We start from the raw sequence: 16,267 nt of genomic DNA, 5'->3' as shown, positions 1-16,267 counted from the left end.
TCCCAGCCTATCGGCCGGAGGGAGCGTCGCAATGAAGCGAAGCTCGGCATATACCCCATACGGTCCCGAAACTGCAGTGCGTGCGCTCCTTGCTGTTCCGAGGTTCATTAAGCCCACTCCGGTCACTGCGTTGAACTGCCGCTCACCAGGAATCCTGCAGTTCATCTAATGGAATATCGATATGTATTAAGCAATGAGGTGGCAGGTAGCCAATCCTGCCCGCCATCATGCCAAGAACCTATTCAGATGGAGTCTGGCACTTATGCACGACTTCCTGAAAGCTCCGCATGAACGTGTTATTATCAGGCTCCAGGCGGAGTGCTTCTCGAGCAGGCTCCAGCGCCTGTTCAGGCAGTCCGAGCTGAACACGAATACGTGCGAGTGTATACCAGGCCATGGCATCCGCCGGCGAGGCAGATACGGCCTTTTCGGCCCATTCTCGGGCCGCGGCGAGATTCCCCTGCTGCCGCGCAATTCTGGTCATCTGCTGCAACAGCACCGGGTGCCCTGGCAGCAGCTTCAAGGCTTTCCTCTCAGCCTCCTCGGCGGCAGCGAAGTCCTTGCGCCACAGCAAAATCTTGGCAAGGTGATGATGCGACCAGGCATCATTGGCATTCAGGCCCACCGCGTGCCGGAGAGTATCCTCCGCTAGCTTGGCTGAGCCTTGGAGCCGCAGGATGTCACTCTTGCGACGCAGCAGCACGGCATTTCCAGGCGCCACCTTCAGCGCCTGCGCTATGATGGCCTCAGCCTGCTCGGGGTCCTCGAGTTTTAGGAAGAGGCCGGCAAGATGATTCCATGCCGCGACATTCGCTGAATGCTTCGTGACAACAGCATGCGCCAACTCCAGGGCAAGCTTCATCTTGTGCCGGCGCGCGGCGATCTCGCTGCGCTTGATCGAAAGGTTTGCGTGATCAGGCGCGGTCTCCAGACCACGCAAGCACGCCTCCTCTGCCGCTTCCAGCAGCCCCGCTGAACTCAGCAGCCCAACCAAATGATAATGGCTGTTCGCATCCTGCGGTGACAACTCCACCGCTTCCCTGGCCAGAGAGAGCGCAGCCTCTCTTTCTCCGAGGCGATTCAGCACAGTACTCAGGCGCCGCTTCAAGGTGGCATTGGTAGGCTGCAGGGCAGCAGCTTTCTCAGCGGCTTGCCGAGCGAGTGGCAGGTCTCCCTCCTCCAGGCAAATGGCCGCCAACTGGTCGTGTGCCCAGGCGTCATAGGGGCATGCAAGGATGGCCTGCTGTGTCCAGTCCTTCGCTGCGGCCAGATGCCGGCGCACCTGCGCCAGAGCACCAAGCCTCCGCAGGAGAGTGGAATTGTTCGGAAGCTTGTCCAGGCCGGTCCGGAGAGCAGCCTCCGCGGCCGCGAGGTCACCTTTGGCCTCATGCACGGTGGATAGCTGCCGATAAGCCCAAGCATCCAATGGGCTTGCGGAGACCGCATCCTCAGCCAGGGAGCGAGCGGCGGCAAGATCACCCTTCCGCAAGGAAACCTGGCTCAGGCGCCGCAAAGTCAGGCCGCGGACGGAAGTTGCGACAAGCGCGCGGCGAGCCGCATCTTCAGCCGAAGCAAACTCACCCTGCGACAGCGCAATATCACTGAGCTGAAGATAACCCCTGGCCACGTCAGGATTTGCCTCCACCGCCTCCTCCGCCCACTGCCGCGCGTCCTGCGCATCGCCACGGCGAATGGCAATATCACTCAGGCAGAGCAGCGCATTCAGTGATTGCGGAGCAAGGGACAGGACGGACAGGGCTGAAGATTCGGCAGCATTGAGATCACCCATGGCCAGATACACCCGCGCCAGTACTTCGCTTGCGCGCGGGTCGTTGGGTTGCTTCGCAGCTGCCTCGCCCGCCCAGGCTAATGCATTGTCGTACCGCCGGCCGCGCAGCCCCAGCTCAGCCATCTGGAGCAGGTAAACGCTCTCGTTCGGCGACAGCGAACTGGCGTGACGCGCCGACGCGATGGCTTCCTCGAAGTTCAGTTGCAAGGCCAGGATCTGCGACAGGTGCCCATGAAGCACAGCTTCCGACGGGTGCTCTGCGAGAGCTTCACGGATCGCATTTTCTGCGCCGGCGAGATCACCACGTTTGGTGGCGATACTGGCAAGGCGCCGCAGGCAACGGATGTCGCCCGGTGATTGCACCAGCGCACGCCGAATCAAGCCTTCAGCCTCGTCCAGCAAGCCTGCGTCGAAGTACAAGGCGGAGCGCCAGAGCCAGACGTCTTGGTCATCCGGCATAGCGGTCAGAACCTTGTCAGCCCACTCCGCAGCCCCGGACGGATCGCCGCGCTGCGCCCGAAGCTCCGCCATCCGGCGCATGATGAGAGGGTTGGCTGCTGCGCCAGCCTGCAGAGCATCGCTGAACACCGCTTCCGCGCCCTCCAGATCTCCACTGGCACGCAGCGCCTGACCAAGCCGCAGGACGAGCTGAATGTTCCGGGGTTCTGCCCGAGCGGCCCGCCAAAGATCGGCTAGTTCATATTCGTCCAGCAATTCAATTTTCCCATCTCTGCAGGCCCGGTGTTCAGCCAGCACAAGCTTGTGCGCCTGCCGCCGCCACAAATACTCTTAATCAATCCTCATACGACAGGTCATGCAGGCTTACCGATACAATTCAGGAATATCCTCAAACTGCATTGTCCGCGACCAGGTGACGTCTTCCCGAATTTTATGCGCAGGGACGCCGCCATAGACACAATGCGGCTCGACCGTGCCTGACACCACGGAGCCAGCAGCGAGTACCGAGCCGCGATGGATAACGGCGCCTTTGTTGACGCGAACAGCGTTTCCTAGCCAGACATGCTCGTGCACTGCTACCGAAGCGGGCCCGTTGACCTGCTCGCCTGTAGTCCTGCTGAAGATGCCATGGCCATCATCAGTCCGCAGCACCACAGACTGCGCGAACATGCAGTCATTGCCCACGATGACATTTCTTTCAGGCGCTTCACACAGGCCCGAACCACCGACCCATGTGGCATTCCGCCCCATCATGAAAGCAGATTTGCCGCCTGAGATCTTCAGGCCCACGTGCCGCAACAGGACCCGATTGCCGATGACGACGATGTTAGCATCGCGCTGCACCAAGATAGTGCTATCGCTCAGCCTCACGTCGTTACAAATGATGACGATATTTCGCTTACCCTTGATGTCGATCCGAGATTTTCCCGAGATCTGAACGTTGTTGCCAAGGATAAGTCGGTTTCCTTCCTCAATGTTCACATTGGGGAGCTGGGCGTGGTCTGAACCATGCTCCTGGCTCGGCAAGGTATAGTCGCATTCGCACCCTACCTGCCTCACCAACTCACTGCACCAGTAGTCCACCTTCTCCATATCACTCAATCCTAAGCGTTTGGTCAGAACCATAAGGCCGTTTTCGCCAATGCCAAGCGCCTGACAGACCAAAGAAGTATCGAAGACAAATAATCTCAAGCCCGATCCTCATTGTGAAATAATTTGGAATTATTATCAGATTACAAATAGGCCGCAATTTTTTCATATAAAATTATACTACTATTTGAGCCAAATAGAACTTATATTATTTACTCATAATTCCCTTATATTTCATTGCAGATCGATAACGCCAACGCGGCGAATTCTCGTGTAATACCGGCGAGGCGATGGGTTGAATGGCTCTGGTGCATGAACGGTCGCGAGGACGCGTTTTCCTCAAGTGTGCCGTTCAGGCAATCCGAACGGCGCGCGGCATTCCGAGCTCGGCCATTCGGTTCAGGGCGCCGGCCGCGATGGCAGTTTCAGCCCGCTGCGCTTCGAGGGTTCGCGACCGCAGACCAGCGCCAAGGACGCGCTTGTAGCGTGAGTGGGTCCACTCCGCCGCGTTGCGACGGCCATATCCGGTCGCGCGCTCCCACGCGCGGCGACCATCTCGCGCCACGTGCCGGGCGTGTCGCCCACGACCACTCAAAGGGTCGAGTTGATCCGCCTCCGTGACGTCGGGCGCCTTTGGCCTGAACACGCCTTCCGCATTGGGCAGCGCCTGCCGGTGCTCAGCGACAGCACGGTATGTGGGGCCGCCAGCATAGGCAGCATCGCCGTAGACACGCCCGATCCGGCCGGTGATGCGGTTCAGCATCCCTGGCACGGGCACGGTGTCGTGCACGTCAGCTCTTCCGCGAGGATCTGCCCCGTGCCCGGATCCACCGCGATGTGCAGCTTGCGCCAGCCCTCGTGCCCTGCACCGGACGGCTTGGCCAAGCGCAGGCCCGTGCTGTCGATGGCCAGATCGAGACCGCCGCCGGCATCAGCGCGCCGCTCGATCTGCAACGTCCGACCGCGACGGGATAGCGTCGTGTGGTCCGGCACGGGCAGGGCGAGGCCGAGAAGAGCGAAGACGGAGCGGATCAACCCTTCGGCTTGGCGCAACGCGAGGCGATAGACGGCCCTTACCGTCAGGGCCGCCGCGATTGCAGCGTCGGTGAAGGTGCGACGGCCCGATGGTGCTCGCCACCCCGCGACCGCCTCAGCCGACACCCAGACCGTGATGTCGCCCCGGCGCATGAGGGCGCGGTCATATGCCGCAGTCCCGCACCACATACCGCGCCCGCGGCCCACCCCGACGACCGCGTCCCGCCATCAGCTGATCCTGCCCCCATACCCACCCTGAAGCCGAGCCCATCAAGGCAGCCCTTGCAACCTCAATGCACCAAAGCCACCCCGACACCCCGTCCCTCGCCGCTGCTCACCCTCGTGGAGTCTGCCGGTCTCGGCTCCGGCTGATCCACCGGACCAGCGTCGACAGGCCGATCCCAAGATCCCCGGCGATCTCGCGCTGGCTCCGGCCACTCGTCCGGACCAGCCGGACCGCCTCGTCCTCAAAGTCCTTCGTGAACCGTCTCTGCTGCGTCATGGAGCTCCCTTTGCCTCATCAGGAACCCTCCACTTTTCCGAAGCAAGTCCATGCGCCATGTCATGCACTTGTATGGCGGGAGAGGGATGCCGAGAGCCGCTGCCGCGACAGCACATTGAAATGTGGCGCATTGCCACAGCCTCCGAAGCAAGCACGCTAATCAAGGGTTAGCGGGCACTTCCTTTTTGGTGGCTGGTGCCGCAAGAAACCTGCTCCAAACAGTAGTCCAGATGCCTGTGCAGCAGCGGGTGGCCATCCGCACGCCTTGGACGATCGCTGATCGAGACCATCGACCCTTGAATCACGTCGCCCTGCATGTCCGATAGGATGAGACGGATTGAACCGTCATCCTCCCGCCAGAAGGTCACTGCCAAAGTGGCTTGTAGCGGCCCTGTACCCTGTTTCACACTTCGTCCTCCGCATTGGTTTAGCGAAGCGTAGCGGTGGCGCCCTGCGGGTACGATGGGGTCCACCCGATCTTGACCGAAGAGTTAGCGCCGGTAAGGGCATAAGAGGCTGCCGTCATGAGCCCGCCCATCGCCTTCGCCACGGCTTCGGCGAGGCTTGCCTGACGCGCCTTCTCGGGGTCGATCTCCAACTGGACTTCTCCCTGAGGGCTGGAGGGTTTGCTAACGAACCCGCGCACCCCAGGAGGGCGATATGGCGGAGAAGCGAACCCGGCGGCGGTTCACGAACGAGTTCAAGGCGCAAGCGGTCAAGCGGCTGCTGGAGGGTGGGCGCGGGCTATCGGAAGTGGCGACCGAGCTGGGCCTCAGCACTGGCCAGTTGAGCACGTGGCACACAGAGCACTTGGCTGCCGGCTCGGCCGAGGCGCTGGAGCTGGTGCATGGCTGCCCCTGCCAACTCCCGTTGCTCCGCCCGCAATCGGCCAGCCCTGGAGCGCGTCGCACGGCTCGGATGCGGTGAGCGGACGCCGCTCGGTAGTCGCGGCTCTTTCCTCGGCAAAGTCGTGACGGCAGGCTCGCTGGCCCTTTTTGGGCCGGTGGTACGGCGTAGCTCCTTCTGAGCGCCCTGCGGCCAACGGCATTTTTCTGCCTCCGGCCTGTCGATTTTGGCTTGCCAGCCTCCTCGCCCAAAAGTCGTGACGGAACCCTGGCGGCATGATCGCCACGTTTCCTTTCCCTCCTAAGCGGCTCTGCGCCGGTGCTGACGGGCTGCCGGACGGCTCGGCCGATCCGGCAAGCCGGGATCCGGAGCGCGGTGGTCAATCCTCCCACCATTGCTTCCGGAGCCACGTTCATGGCCACCACGACCTCCCGCCAATCGCCGCTGCTCACCCTCGTAGAGGTGGCCGCGCGCCTGGCGGTCTCCACCAAGACCCTCCGCCGCTGGATCGCGTTGGAGCAGCTGCGCATCCATCGCCTCGGCCGGCAGATCCGTGTCGCCGAGGAGGATCTGCAGACCTTTCTCGCCAGCCGCCGGGCATAGCCGCGGGGCCCATCCGGGCGACGGCTGCGGCGTGTGCTCGGGTTCTCACCTGTCCGGTCCAACGCCGCAACCCTGTCCAGTCATGTCCCTGTAATTCCTGGTTTTCACGGCCGATCGTGACTGCGGATCCCGAATAATGCCGATGGGTATAAGGGACCCGTACTCACGTTTTTCTGCACCTGACCACCTCTGTCCGCGCAAAGGTTCTCATGTCCACTTCCCTGCTACTCAATTCCGCCGTGTCGGCTCCCGTCGGCACCCTGGCCCAGCTGCGGGCACGCATTCTCGCCGATGCCGCGCTGTCAGCACCCCGGCAACGTGACCTCGCCTCGGCGCTGCAGAGTCTGGCAAAAGGCCTTGGCCGCCCGCTCGACACCCTGCCGGCGGAGCCCGCCGCAGTGCGCCGCCTGCTGCGCGGGGTCACCGCTGCCCAGATGGGCTTTCAGCCCGCCCGCTGGCGTAACATCCGCAGCCTGGTCAGTGCCGCCCTGGCCCGCACCGGGCAGATCATCGTGCCGGCGCGCCTCGACCTGCCGCCCTCGCCCGCCTGGGCGGCCCTGCTGGCGCAGCTGACCTCACTGGATACGCGGTGCCGCATGGGCCGCCTGGCCCGCTACTGCACGCGCCAGGGCTTGCAGCCGGAGCAGGTGGATGACGCGGTGCTGGCCGCGTTCCGCACCGCCCTGGAGCAGGGCAGCCTGGTCGCTGACCCAGCCCGCTGTCAGCGGGAGACGGCACTGCAGTGGAACCGCGCCGCGACTGCCCATCCCGCCTGGCCGCAGCAGCGCCTGACGGTGCCGGATCACCGGCTGTATTATTCGCCGCCCTGGAGCAGCTACCCGCCCAGCCTGCTGCAGGATGTCGAGGCTTGGTGCGCGGCGCTGCGCGGCGGTGATGGCGCCGACATCTGGGCCGAGGGCGCCTGCGCTCAGCCGCTACGTCCTAAAACCGTGCAGAACCGCCACGCCAGGCTGCGCCTCTACCTCGGTGCCCTGGTGCTGCGCGGCGAGGATCCGGCCGATCTGGTGGACCTGCGCGCCGCTGTGACGCCGGCGCGGGTGCGGCTGGCCCTGGAGTTCTTCCTCGAGCGCGCCGGTCAAAAGCCAACCCATCACACTGCGCAAATCGCCCAGCTGGCGCTCGGCATCGCTCGGCACTGGGCCAAGCTGCCGGAGGTTGAGCTCGCCACCCTGCAGCGCATGACCAGCCGGGTCACCCCGCCCAAGCAGGGCATGGCGCCGCGCAACCAGGCGCGTCTGCGCCCGCTGCAGGACCCTGGTGCCCAGGACCGGGTGTTTGCGCTGCCCGCGGATCTCTGCAGCGAGGTGGTGCGACAAGAGCGCCGGCTCGGCGCGCCCAATGTCGCCCTGGCGCGGCAATGGCAGACGGCGGTGCTGGTGGAACTGCTGCTGGTGGTGCCGATGCGCATGGCCAACCTCGCCGGGCTGCGGATTGGCACGCAGCTGCTGCGCACGCCACAGGGTGCGTTGTTCCTCACTCTCGCTGGCGAGGAGGTCAAGAATGGCCAGCCCCTGGAGTGCCAGCTGCCCGATGTGACCGCCCGGATGATCGACCGCTACATCGCGCAGTACCGCCCACTCTTGGGCGAGGCCGGCGGCGACTGGCTGTTCCCGGGCCGCCAGCCCGGCCGCCCCAAGAGTCACGACGCCTTGCGCGACCAGATCACCGAGGTGCTGGCGGAGCGCTGCGGCGTGGCGATGCACCCGCATCTGTTCCGGCACTTCGCCGGCCTGCTGACCCTGCAGCGCGAACCGGCCGCCTACGGGCTGGTACAGCGCATCCTCGGCCACCGGCAGCTCGGCACCACCACCAGCTTCTACACCGGCCTGGAGACGCCCCGGGCCCTGCAGCACTACCACCAGGCCGTGCTGGCGCGGGATCCGGCGGCTGCGCCAGCCCGGCCCCGGCGGCGGCGCTGAGAAGGAGCCGATCATGCCGTTCGACGATCCGGCACCCGCCCTTTCCCAGCACCCCGCGCCGCGGCGGCGCGGCCGTCCCCGGCTGTCCCTGCCCCTGGCACAGTGGCCGCGGGCGGATCAGCAAGCCTGGCGGCGCGCCTGCACCCCACCCGCCTCCCTGCTGGATGACGAGGGTGGCGGCGCCGTGGGCTGGCGGCCGGCGTCGCGTGTCGCAGTGGAGCGCGCCTATGGCCATTGGCTGCGCTTCCTGCAGCGTCAGGACGCGCTCACCGAAGGCGATCCCGACGCCCGGCTCACCCGCGCGCAGGTGCAAGCCTATGCCGCCATGCTGCGCGAGCGCCGCAGCTGGAGCGCCGTCAGCAGCTATCTGAGCCATCTCGGCATGGCGGCCGCCGTGCTGTGCCCCGAGCAGGACTGGGCCTGGCTGCGGGCGATGCGCGGCGTGGCTCAGCGCCAGGCCACGCCGGTGCGTCACAAGGCTGGACGTCTCACCACGCCGGGCACCCTGCTTCGGCTGGGACAGGAGCTCATGGCAGAGGCCGCCGCGATGAAAAGTCCGGACGCTACGGCACTGCGCTACCGCGACGGGCTGATGATCGCGCTGTTGGCACTGCTGCCGCTGCGCCGACGCAACCTGATGGGGCTGGAGCTGGAGCAGCAGCTGACCCGACAGGCCGGTCATTGGCTGATCGCCATCCCGGGCGAGCAGACCAAGAACCATCGGCCGATCGAGATGGCATTGCCCGCGGCGCTGGTGCCGGCCCTCGACACCTATCTGGCGGTGCATCGTCCTCCCCTCCTGGCCCGGTGCCGGGCCAGTAGCACGCAGAGCCTCTGGCTCAGCAACACCGGCCAGCCGCTCTCCGGCATGCGAGCTTGGTCGGTGATCACCCGCCACACGCGCGAGCGGCTCGGGGTGACGGTGAACCCGCATTTGTTTCGCGATTGCGCTGCGAGCTTCCTCGGCGAGGCGGACCCCGAGCATGTGCGCCTGGCCGCACCGCTGCTGGGTCACGGCAGCTTCGTGACCACCGAGCGGCACTACATCGCGGCGCAGTCCCGCGGTGCCCTGCGCCGGCATCACGAGGCCCTCCACGCCAGGCGGGCGCCGCGGCGGCGCAAGGAGACCAACCAGGAGGAATGCTGATCAGGCAGCCAACCGGCAGCACCGACCGGTCGTGTCCCCTCGTATGGTGTAGGAGCGCGATGATCCCCGGCGGGCTGGGCCGCCGGGTCAGGCTGGCACGGCCGAGAGCCTGACGGCGGCAGTATCGCTGACGGTGCTGATGGCTGAGATCCCAACCACGTCGGTGTGGCGCTCGATCTCGCCATTGAGGCGCTCGATCAGGTTGGTGCTGTGCAACTTGGCCCAGTGAGCGGCGGGGAAGTGCACCTTGTGGCTGCCCAGGGTGTCCATGATGACGATGTCACCGGGCGCCAGTTCGGGTACCAGCACCTGATCGACGTCGGCTTGGAAGGCGGCGCCGTTGGCCGTCGAGCATCATTGGCGCCACCATGCCATTGTTGCGCAGCCCGGCGATGAAGGTGGAGGTTTTCCAGTGGCCGTGGAGGATTGCGGCCCGCAGCGTGACAATGCCCTGCCGGGCGACCGGAAGGACGACAAGCGGACTGTCGTCGTCGGCCGCGCGCCCATCCCTCCGCTTAACCCCCGATAATGTTGGCTTATCGCTGGCATGCGCCTGGTCCGGCGGGATCGCCGCATTTGTCTGTGCCGCTCGCCTCCTGCCGCAGCCCCCATGTCACCGCCAGGTCTCGCAGTACCGCGGCCGGCAAACGGGCCCTCCCCTCTCCCGAGGACTCTTTCCTGAGCGTTTTTTTTACTGCAGAGACTTCGGCTGACCGGGCGTCGGTATCGCTTGCAGTCCAGCGCTCCGGCGTGGCGAACAGATAGGCCGAGGTCCATTGCGACCAGCGGCCGGCGACCACCAGACCGCGCCGCACATGGCCGAGGATGCCGGCCGCCTCGAGGCGCTGCAGGGCCAGCTGCACGGTGGAGCGGGCACAGCCGGACCAGGCGGCCAATTGGCCGAGCGACGGGTCGCAGACGCCGTGCCGCGACGGCCCGCGATAGAGCAACGTCCAGAGGAGGATGATCCCGGTGCGGCGCAGGCAGCCGCCGTGCAGCCCCGGCTGATGGGTGCGCCGTTCCAGGCGGCGTGCCGCCTCCATGATGCGGCGCCGGTCCGCATCGCCCAGGATCTGCCGCTGCCACGCGGCGACGCGCACGGATCCGGCCCGCGCCGGGCGCGGTCGTACATCAGGCATGCCCACTCTCCTGGGCCGCCAACAGGGCACAGCTTCCCGTTCCGCAATTCCTTGCGGTCTCCAGAGGGCCGTCCTATCCTGGGGTTACCACACCAAGCCAGAATGCTTCGGCACAGGCTGTATGAAGGGGTCGTTCTGGCGGATCTGCTGGGGCGGCCCTTTCTGCTTTTGAGGCTCCACGCGAAAGTGCGTAGAGGACCATCATCAAAGCCTGTGTAAGCCTTTCCTTGCAAGCCCCTGATTTATGCCGAAAAAGCTAGGAAGCTAGCTAGCTTCCTAGCTTTTGTCAGGAATACTCTTTCTGGAAAGCTAGCTAGCTATTCTCAATGAAGGCGCCTAACTGCTTGTTAGCTCTCGCGTCTCAACCTGAGCTAGCTAGCTAGCTTTCTGGCAGATTCAAAGCCCGCAGCTGCTTCTGTACCCATGCCCGCAGCGCTTCTTCCACGATCAGCTGCTTTGGTCGATCGAGCGACTTATGGAGATACTCCAACTGAAGCATCAGCGGCTCAGGGAGCTTTGCATTCAGCTGGACTCGGAGGTCGGGCCTGACACGTGGATCAAGCCACGGAAGGTCGGGGCGGGTAGGTGCCGGAGCCGCTGATGCCTCGGCCACAAAGTCTTCAGGGCTCTGAGGGCGACGAGAGGGCATCTTGATCGCCATCGTTAGGCTCCCGCGAACAGCTCTTGATGAAGGAATGAAATTTCGGAGCACGCTTTCGAGTCACGCCGCGGCATCTCGTCGACCGTCAACCCCTCTCCGGCCGAATGATTGAACGCGGCTCGAAAGACGGTCATGGTGTTGAGCAACTTAAATCTTGGCATTTCAGAAAGCACCTCAATCGCCTCACGACGGGCTCGATCCACCGCAGTGGGCGGTACTTGAGACAGCACCACCACAGCCCTTAGGGAGTCGTTGAAGCCTTCAGCTAAGGCTACGATCTCCTGCATCTTCAGCAGCGTCCAGAAATCAAAGCTGCCTGGTCGGAGAGGCATGAGCAGGGTGTCAGCTGCAAGCATTGCCGATCGAAATTCTTGGCTATCTGCGCCGCCTGTATCCACCACTACATCATCATAGAGTCGCGCGAGTTCCTTTAACTCGACATGCACTTTTCCGCCTCGAAGGGAAACGCATGGGACCTGAGGCACCTCTGGATGCTCTTTGCGTGCATCGCTCCAGATCGAAGACGTTCCTTGGCTGTCCGCATCGACGAGGACCACGCTACTCCCTTGCGCTTTACGTGCCACAGCAAGGTGCGTCGCCAGCGTCGTCTTCCCAACTCCGCCCTTTTCCCCGCCTACCATGACAATCATCTTCATCTCCCCATTGCCACCAGAAAGCTAGCTAGCTTTCTAGCTATTTGTCTACTTGGTACAATGAGAAAGCTAGCTTTCTCTCAAGATAGATTTCTCCCTTGTTCTCTAAATGTTCCATATATAGGGTCAGCGCAGGACGGGGGTCTCGATGGAGAAGCGATAGGAGATGCAGCGATGCAGCCCCATGTACAGAGGCGCACAGGTAGCGAGAGCATGCCGTTCACCGCGCCCCTGGGCACACCGGACAGTCCGCTCTCTCGATGGACGGGATGGCAGGTGCAGACGCGATGTGGCGACCCTGCCTGTCCACCCAACCGACTCCTCTGCGTTGGTGATCTGCTGACGGCCTGGGGAGACCAGAGTCTGCAGGCCATGGCCGACCGACTCCGGTGCAGTGTCTGTGCCCGGCCTGTTGAGCACGTCGCCATGATGCGTGCCACACCGGCCGGCCAGATCATCCAGCCCGTGCGAGGCGGCGCCCTTCTCTGATGCCCCGTTCCGGTGACGACCAGATGGAGCCGCCGGCCTATACCGGCGGCGAGACCACGGGCTTTGTTTCCCCCGCCGGTGACAGCCTGGAGGGCCCGATCGACTTGGCCGAGACGCTCGATCTGCGCCGGCCACACCGCTATCCGATCCGTGTCGTCGGCGATGCACTGTCCAGCCGGGGCATCCTGCATGGCGACGTGCTGATCGCCGACGCCGCAGCCGAGCCGCGCTCCGGCGCGGTGGCCATCGTCATGCTGCACGGGGAAGTGCTGGTGGCCCAACTGGCCTATCAGAAGGGTCAGTGGTGGCTGCGATCCGGCCGGCAGGGCAGGGCGCCCGTGGCGGTGACGGAGGAGGTGGAGATCTGGGCGGTGGTGGCCGCCCTGGTCCGGGATCGCATGTAGCCATGCCGGCCACCTATGGCCTCATCGATGGCAACTCGTTCTATTGCTCGTGCGAGCGTGCCTTTGCCCCAGTGCTTCAGCGCGTGCCGGTCGTCGTGCTGAGCAACAATGACGGCTGTGCGATCGCCAGAACGCCAGAGGCGAAAGCCTTGGGAATCAAGATGGGTGATCCATGGCACCTCGTCCGGAAGCGGCCTGAGCTGCGCGGCGTCCATTGGTACAGCAGCAACTACGCGCTGTATGGCGACATGAGCCGCCGGGTCTATCAGGTGTTGGCCGAGCGGGTGCCTCGTGTTGAACCCTACAGCATCGACGAGATGTTCCTCGATCTGGATGTTCCGCAGCCCTTGCCAGCCTTCTGCGCAGGGTTGCGGGAAGCCGTGCGCCAAGTGGCCAAGATCCCGACCTGCGTGGGCTGGGGGCCGACCAAGACGATCGCGAAGCTGGCCAACGGCATCGCCAAGGATTTCCCGGAGCTGGGTGGCCTCTGCGATCTCACGGACCCGGAGGAGCGGGCAGGGTGGTACGCCCGCCTGCCGGTGGGCGAGGTGTGGGGTATTGGCGGCCGGACGGTGGAGAAGCTTCAGCGCCTGGGTGTGGAGACCATCGCCGACTTCGTCGCGCTCGATGCCCGAATGACGCGCGATCTGCTGACGGTGGTGGGTGGCCGCGTCCAGGCGGAGCTTCGTGGCATCTCCTGCCTGCCGCTGCAGCTGATGGCGGCCACCCGCAAGGGCATCGCCTGCACCCGCTCCTTTGGCCAGCCGGTGACACGCTGGGAGGACATGCGCGAGGCCGTGGCAGCCTTTGCGGCTCGTGCGGCCGAGAAGCTGCGCGCCGAGGGGCTGGACGCCTGCCACCTGACGGTCTTCCTGCACACCAATCCGCACGATGGCAGCCCCTGGCACTCTGCCCAGCGCACGGCGCGTATCGAGCCGACCGGCGACACCCGCGATCTGATCGGCGAGGCGCTGCGGTTGCTGACCCCGCTTTGGCGCGACGGCTTCCGCTACTTCAAGGCGGGGGTGATGCTGAACGACCTGGCACCGCAACGGCAGCAGGCCAGGCTGTTCCCATCGCGCGATCCGGTGCGTTCAGCCAAGGCGATGACGGCGATGGATGCTATCAACAGTCGATTTGGTCGAGGAACACTGCGGCCCCTGGCCACTGGCATCACCAGGCCCTGGGCAACGCGGGCGCAGCGGCTGTCCCAGCGCTTCACCACGCGGCTGGAGGAAATCCTGCGTGCGGAATCTTTCTAGGATCAGGATCTATTAACGGGCCTCTTGCACTTGGATCGCGCCCTGACTCCATGGTGTCCGCCGTCAGCACCAATGGCACAGATTTGAGGTTGTGATTTAAGGAGGATCTGGGCTTCGTCGTAGTGACGAAGGAACGAAGATGAAGCCCAGATCCTCCAATGTAAAATCGCCCGCCAAGGCCCCAGCAGAGCGGGTAGTGAAGGACATCCGCCGACAGACCCGGCGCCACTTTTCGGCCGAGGACAAGATCCGCATCGTGCTGGATGGCCTGCGCGGGGAAGACAGCATCGCCGAGCTATGCCGCAAGGAAGGCATTGCCCAGAGCCTGTATTACACCTGGTCGAAGGAGTTCATGGAAGCTGGCAAGCGCCGCCTGGCCGGCGACACCGCCCGTGCCGCGACCACCGGAGAGGTCCAGGACCTGCGCCGCGAAGCCCGGGCCCTGAAGGAATGCGTGGCCGATCTGACACTGGAAAACCGTCTGCTCAAAAAAAGCATGGTCGCGGATGGGGACAACGACGAATGAGATATCCCGCATCCGAGAAGCTCGAGATCATCAGAACCGTCGAGCAGTCGCACCTGTCGGCCAAGCGCACGCTGGACCAACTCGGCATCCCTCGTCGGACATTCTACCGCTGGTATGATCGCTACCTCGAAGGCGGGCCGGAGGCGTTGGAAGATCGGCCATCGGCGCCGAGCCGGGTGTGGAACCGCATCCCGGCGGGCATCCACGACCAGATCATCGAGCTGGCGCTGGAACAGTCTGAGCTGAGCCCCCGGGAACTGGCCGTGCGCTTCACCGATGGGCAGCGCTACTTCGTGTCGGAATCCACGGTTTACCGCCTGTTGAAGGCCCACGACCTGATCACCAGCCCGGCCTATGTCGTGATCAAGGCTGCCGATCAGTTCCACACGAAAACCACGCGGCCGAACGAGATGTGGCAGACCGACTTCACCTACTTCAAGATCATCGGGTGGGGCTGGATGTATCTGTCGACCGTGCTCGACGACTTCTCGCGCTACATCATCGCCTGGAAGCTGTGCACCAACATGCGAGCCGAGGACGTCACCGACACGCTGAACCTCGCCCTGGCGGCTTCTGGTTGCGACAGCGCCACGGTGCTGCACAAACCCCGGCTACTCAGCGATAATGGCCCCAGCTACATCGCGGGTGAGCTGGCGGAATACATCGAGGCCCGGAAGATGAGCCATGTCCGCGGCGCCCCGTGTCATCCCCAAACCCAGGGCAAGATCGAGCGCTGGCACCAGACCCTGAAAAACCGCATCTTGCTGGAAAACTACTTCCTGCCCGGCGACCTCGAAGCCCACATCGAGGCCTTCGTCGAGCACTACAATCACCAGCGATACCACGAGAGCCTGGCCAACGTGACGCCTGCCGACGCCTACTTCGGCAGGGCTCCGGCAATCATCAAACTGCGCGAAAGGATCAAGCGACAGACCATCGAACATCGGCGCTTGCAGCACCGCAAGTTCGCCGCCTAACATCAACCCCCTGACGAGGTCCGCACTCCGCTAATCTACGCCGCGAGTTGTGCCGAATGTTCTGACGACGGACACTCGGCAAAGATAGGCAGTGCGGCACGTTCAGTTGGCCCCTCCACCAGGATAACAGCACGGCCAAAGAATGCTTCCGCATGCTCCTGGCCGCAGGCGTGCCGGAGGCGCTCTCGTAGCAGGGCTTCAGTCCCCGTACTGGCTTCAGGCGATGCCATCAGATGCGCGGCAGATAGGCGGCGCATTCGCGTGCAGAGCATTCCCTCATTGTCCTCGTCGAGGCAGCGCTCGACTACAGCGATTTCGTCAAAGTTATCAGGCGATACGAAGGCGGCCGAGTGTGTGGAGTACAGGATTTGGGCGCCCTGGTCGGCCATCTCACGGAACAGAAGGGCGAGGCTGCGTTGGGCATGCGGGTGTAGATAGATCTCAGGTTATTCGACCGCGAAAACCGCATCTCCTCGAAAGCACTTCGCGTATGCGCGGAAGAGGGCCAGTACGATGAGGTTCCTCATCCCAGAACCTGCTTCCTCAGGGCTCCGCTCCAACCCGTCCTCGACAAGGATGGGTTGGAGCGTCTTATAGAAGTTCAGCGGATCGAAGGTGCGGAAGTCTACTTTTACCTCGTGGCTGGTTCGGCGTAGCTGGGCCTTAAAGCCCTCGGCCATCTCTGTGACGAAGCTCGTGTATTTGTCTGTGCGCAGGATCTCTTGGGCTGTCCGCAAGCTCTGCTT

The 16,267-nt window shown here is 64.0% G+C and carries 14 protein-coding genes and 4 pseudogenes; 7 read left to right on the top strand and 11 right to left on the bottom strand.

What is annotated here, in order from left to right:
- Nucleotides 1-238 precede the first annotated feature (238 nt).
- The 4 genes and pseudogenes from D9598_RS19675 to D9598_RS19655 all read right to left on the bottom strand — a co-directional run.
- Nucleotides 239-2,545 carry a tetratricopeptide repeat protein gene (locus D9598_RS19675; RefSeq protein WP_198368195.1) on the bottom strand — a complete coding sequence of 769 codons (2,307 nt, stop codon included), beginning with the start codon at nt 2,543-2,545 and terminating at the stop codon, nt 239-241.
- 66 nt (nt 2,546-2,611) lie between these two features.
- Nucleotides 2,612-3,439, bottom strand: a complete 828-nt coding sequence (locus D9598_RS19670) for a hypothetical protein (protein ID WP_198368194.1) — start codon at nt 3,437-3,439, stop codon at nt 2,612-2,614.
- A 250-nt stretch (nt 3,440-3,689) separates the two neighbouring features.
- Nucleotides 3,690-4,525 (bottom strand): annotated as a pseudogene (locus D9598_RS21685) (IS5 family transposase).
- Between the two features lie 202 nt (nt 4,526-4,727).
- Nucleotides 4,728-4,874 (bottom strand): annotated as a pseudogene (locus D9598_RS19655) (transposase); the annotation flags it as partial.
- 660 nt (nt 4,875-5,534) lie between these two features.
- Here D9598_RS19655 and D9598_RS21680 point away from each other — a divergent pair.
- From D9598_RS21680 to D9598_RS19635, 4 genes are all read left to right on the top strand, one after another.
- On the top strand, nt 5,535-5,801 hold the full coding sequence (locus D9598_RS21680; protein WP_198368190.1) for a transposase: 267 nt from the start codon (nt 5,535-5,537) through the stop codon (nt 5,799-5,801).
- 333 nt (nt 5,802-6,134) lie between these two features.
- Nucleotides 6,135-6,323 (top strand): helix-turn-helix domain-containing protein, encoded by a 189-nt coding sequence (locus tag D9598_RS19645; RefSeq protein WP_198368189.1) that lies wholly within the window; start codon nt 6,135-6,137, stop codon nt 6,321-6,323.
- Nucleotides 6,324-6,532: 209 nt separating this feature from the next.
- Complete coding sequence (locus tag D9598_RS19640) at nt 6,533-8,263, top strand: site-specific integrase (RefSeq protein WP_198368188.1); 1,731 nt, start codon at nt 6,533-6,535, stop codon at nt 8,261-8,263.
- A gap of 13 nt (nt 8,264-8,276) precedes the next feature.
- Entirely contained in the window at nt 8,277-9,410 is a 1,134-nt protein-coding gene (locus D9598_RS19635) for a tyrosine-type recombinase/integrase (protein ID WP_198368187.1), read from the top strand.
- Between the two features lie 147 nt (nt 9,411-9,557).
- Here D9598_RS19635 and D9598_RS19630 read toward each other — a convergent pair.
- From D9598_RS19630 to D9598_RS19615, 5 genes and pseudogenes are all read right to left on the bottom strand, one after another.
- Nucleotides 9,558-9,650 (bottom strand): annotated as a pseudogene (locus tag D9598_RS19630) (transposase); the annotation flags it as partial.
- A 6-nt stretch (nt 9,651-9,656) separates the two neighbouring features.
- A pseudogene (locus tag D9598_RS21280) lies at nt 9,657-9,849 on the bottom strand (IS630 family transposase); the annotation flags it as partial.
- 97 nt (nt 9,850-9,946) lie between these two features.
- Complete coding sequence (locus tag D9598_RS19625) at nt 9,947-10,510, bottom strand: helix-turn-helix domain-containing protein (RefSeq protein WP_198368186.1); 564 nt, start codon at nt 10,508-10,510, stop codon at nt 9,947-9,949.
- 418 nt (nt 10,511-10,928) lie between these two features.
- The gene (locus tag D9598_RS19620; RefSeq protein WP_198368185.1) at nt 10,929-11,210 is read right to left on the bottom strand and encodes a hypothetical protein; all 282 of its coding nucleotides are present in this window, start codon (nt 11,208-11,210) and stop codon (nt 10,929-10,931) included.
- A gap of 2 nt (nt 11,211-11,212) precedes the next feature.
- On the bottom strand, nt 11,213-11,866 hold the full coding sequence (locus D9598_RS19615) for a division plane positioning ATPase MipZ (protein WP_198368184.1): 654 nt from the start codon (nt 11,864-11,866) through the stop codon (nt 11,213-11,215).
- Between the two features lie 485 nt (nt 11,867-12,351).
- Between D9598_RS19615 and D9598_RS19610 the strand changes: the two genes are divergently transcribed.
- From D9598_RS19610 to D9598_RS19600, 3 genes are all read left to right on the top strand, one after another.
- The gene (locus D9598_RS19610; RefSeq protein ID WP_232477466.1) at nt 12,352-12,756 is read left to right on the top strand and encodes a LexA family transcriptional regulator; all 405 of its coding nucleotides are present in this window, start codon (nt 12,352-12,354) and stop codon (nt 12,754-12,756) included.
- A 2-nt stretch (nt 12,757-12,758) separates the two neighbouring features.
- A complete protein-coding gene (locus D9598_RS19605; RefSeq protein WP_198368183.1) occupies nt 12,759-14,018 on the top strand; it encodes a Y-family DNA polymerase in 1,260 nt (419 codons plus the stop codon).
- 139 nt (nt 14,019-14,157) lie between these two features.
- A protein-coding gene (locus tag D9598_RS19600; protein WP_370592090.1) for an IS3 family transposase occupies nt 14,158-15,521 on the top strand; the annotation gives its coding sequence in 2 pieces (ribosomal slippage) (nt 14,158-14,505 and nt 14,508-15,521; 1,362 coding nt in all).
- 35 nt (nt 15,522-15,556) lie between these two features.
- On the opposite strand, the gene D9598_RS21675 is transcribed toward D9598_RS19600, so the two are convergent.
- On the bottom strand, nt 15,557-15,961 hold the full coding sequence (locus D9598_RS21675; RefSeq protein WP_370592091.1) for an ATP-dependent endonuclease: 405 nt from the start codon (nt 15,959-15,961) through the stop codon (nt 15,557-15,559).
- Nucleotides 15,962-15,967: 6 nt separating this feature from the next.
- On the bottom strand, nt 15,968-16,267 hold a 300-nt coding region (locus tag D9598_RS21275; protein WP_232477465.1), incomplete at its 5' end, for a hypothetical protein.

It is taken from the genome of Roseomonas sp. KE0001, assembly GCF_016107285.1.
Taxonomy (GTDB): Bacteria; Pseudomonadota; Alphaproteobacteria; order Acetobacterales; family Acetobacteraceae; genus Pseudoroseomonas.
Note: the sequence above shows the minus strand (reverse complement) of the source record. Positions and strands in the feature narration are given on the sequence as shown.

Excerpts from the sequence above, each read along its gene's own strand:
- D9598_RS21680 (WP_198368190.1), top strand. The coding sequence starts at position 5,535 with ATGGCGGAGAAGCGAACCCGGCGGCGGTTCACGAACGAGTTCAAGGCG.
- D9598_RS19645 (WP_198368189.1), top strand. The coding sequence starts at position 6,135 with ATGGCCACCACGACCTCCCGCCAATCGCCGCTGCTCACCCTCGTAGAG.
- D9598_RS19640 (WP_198368188.1), top strand. The coding sequence starts at position 6,533 with ATGTCCACTTCCCTGCTACTCAATTCCGCCGTGTCGGCTCCCGTCGGC.
- D9598_RS19635 (WP_198368187.1), top strand. The coding sequence starts at position 8,277 with ATGCCGTTCGACGATCCGGCACCCGCCCTTTCCCAGCACCCCGCGCCG.
- D9598_RS19620 (WP_198368185.1), bottom strand. The coding sequence starts at position 11,210 with ATGGCGATCAAGATGCCCTCTCGTCGCCCTCAGAGCCCTGAAGACTTT.
- D9598_RS19615 (WP_198368184.1), bottom strand. The coding sequence starts at position 11,866 with ATGAAGATGATTGTCATGGTAGGCGGGGAAAAGGGCGGAGTTGGGAAG.
- D9598_RS19610 (WP_232477466.1), top strand. The coding sequence starts at position 12,352 with ATGCCCCGTTCCGGTGACGACCAGATGGAGCCGCCGGCCTATACCGGC.
- D9598_RS19605 (WP_198368183.1), top strand. The coding sequence starts at position 12,759 with ATGCCGGCCACCTATGGCCTCATCGATGGCAACTCGTTCTATTGCTCG.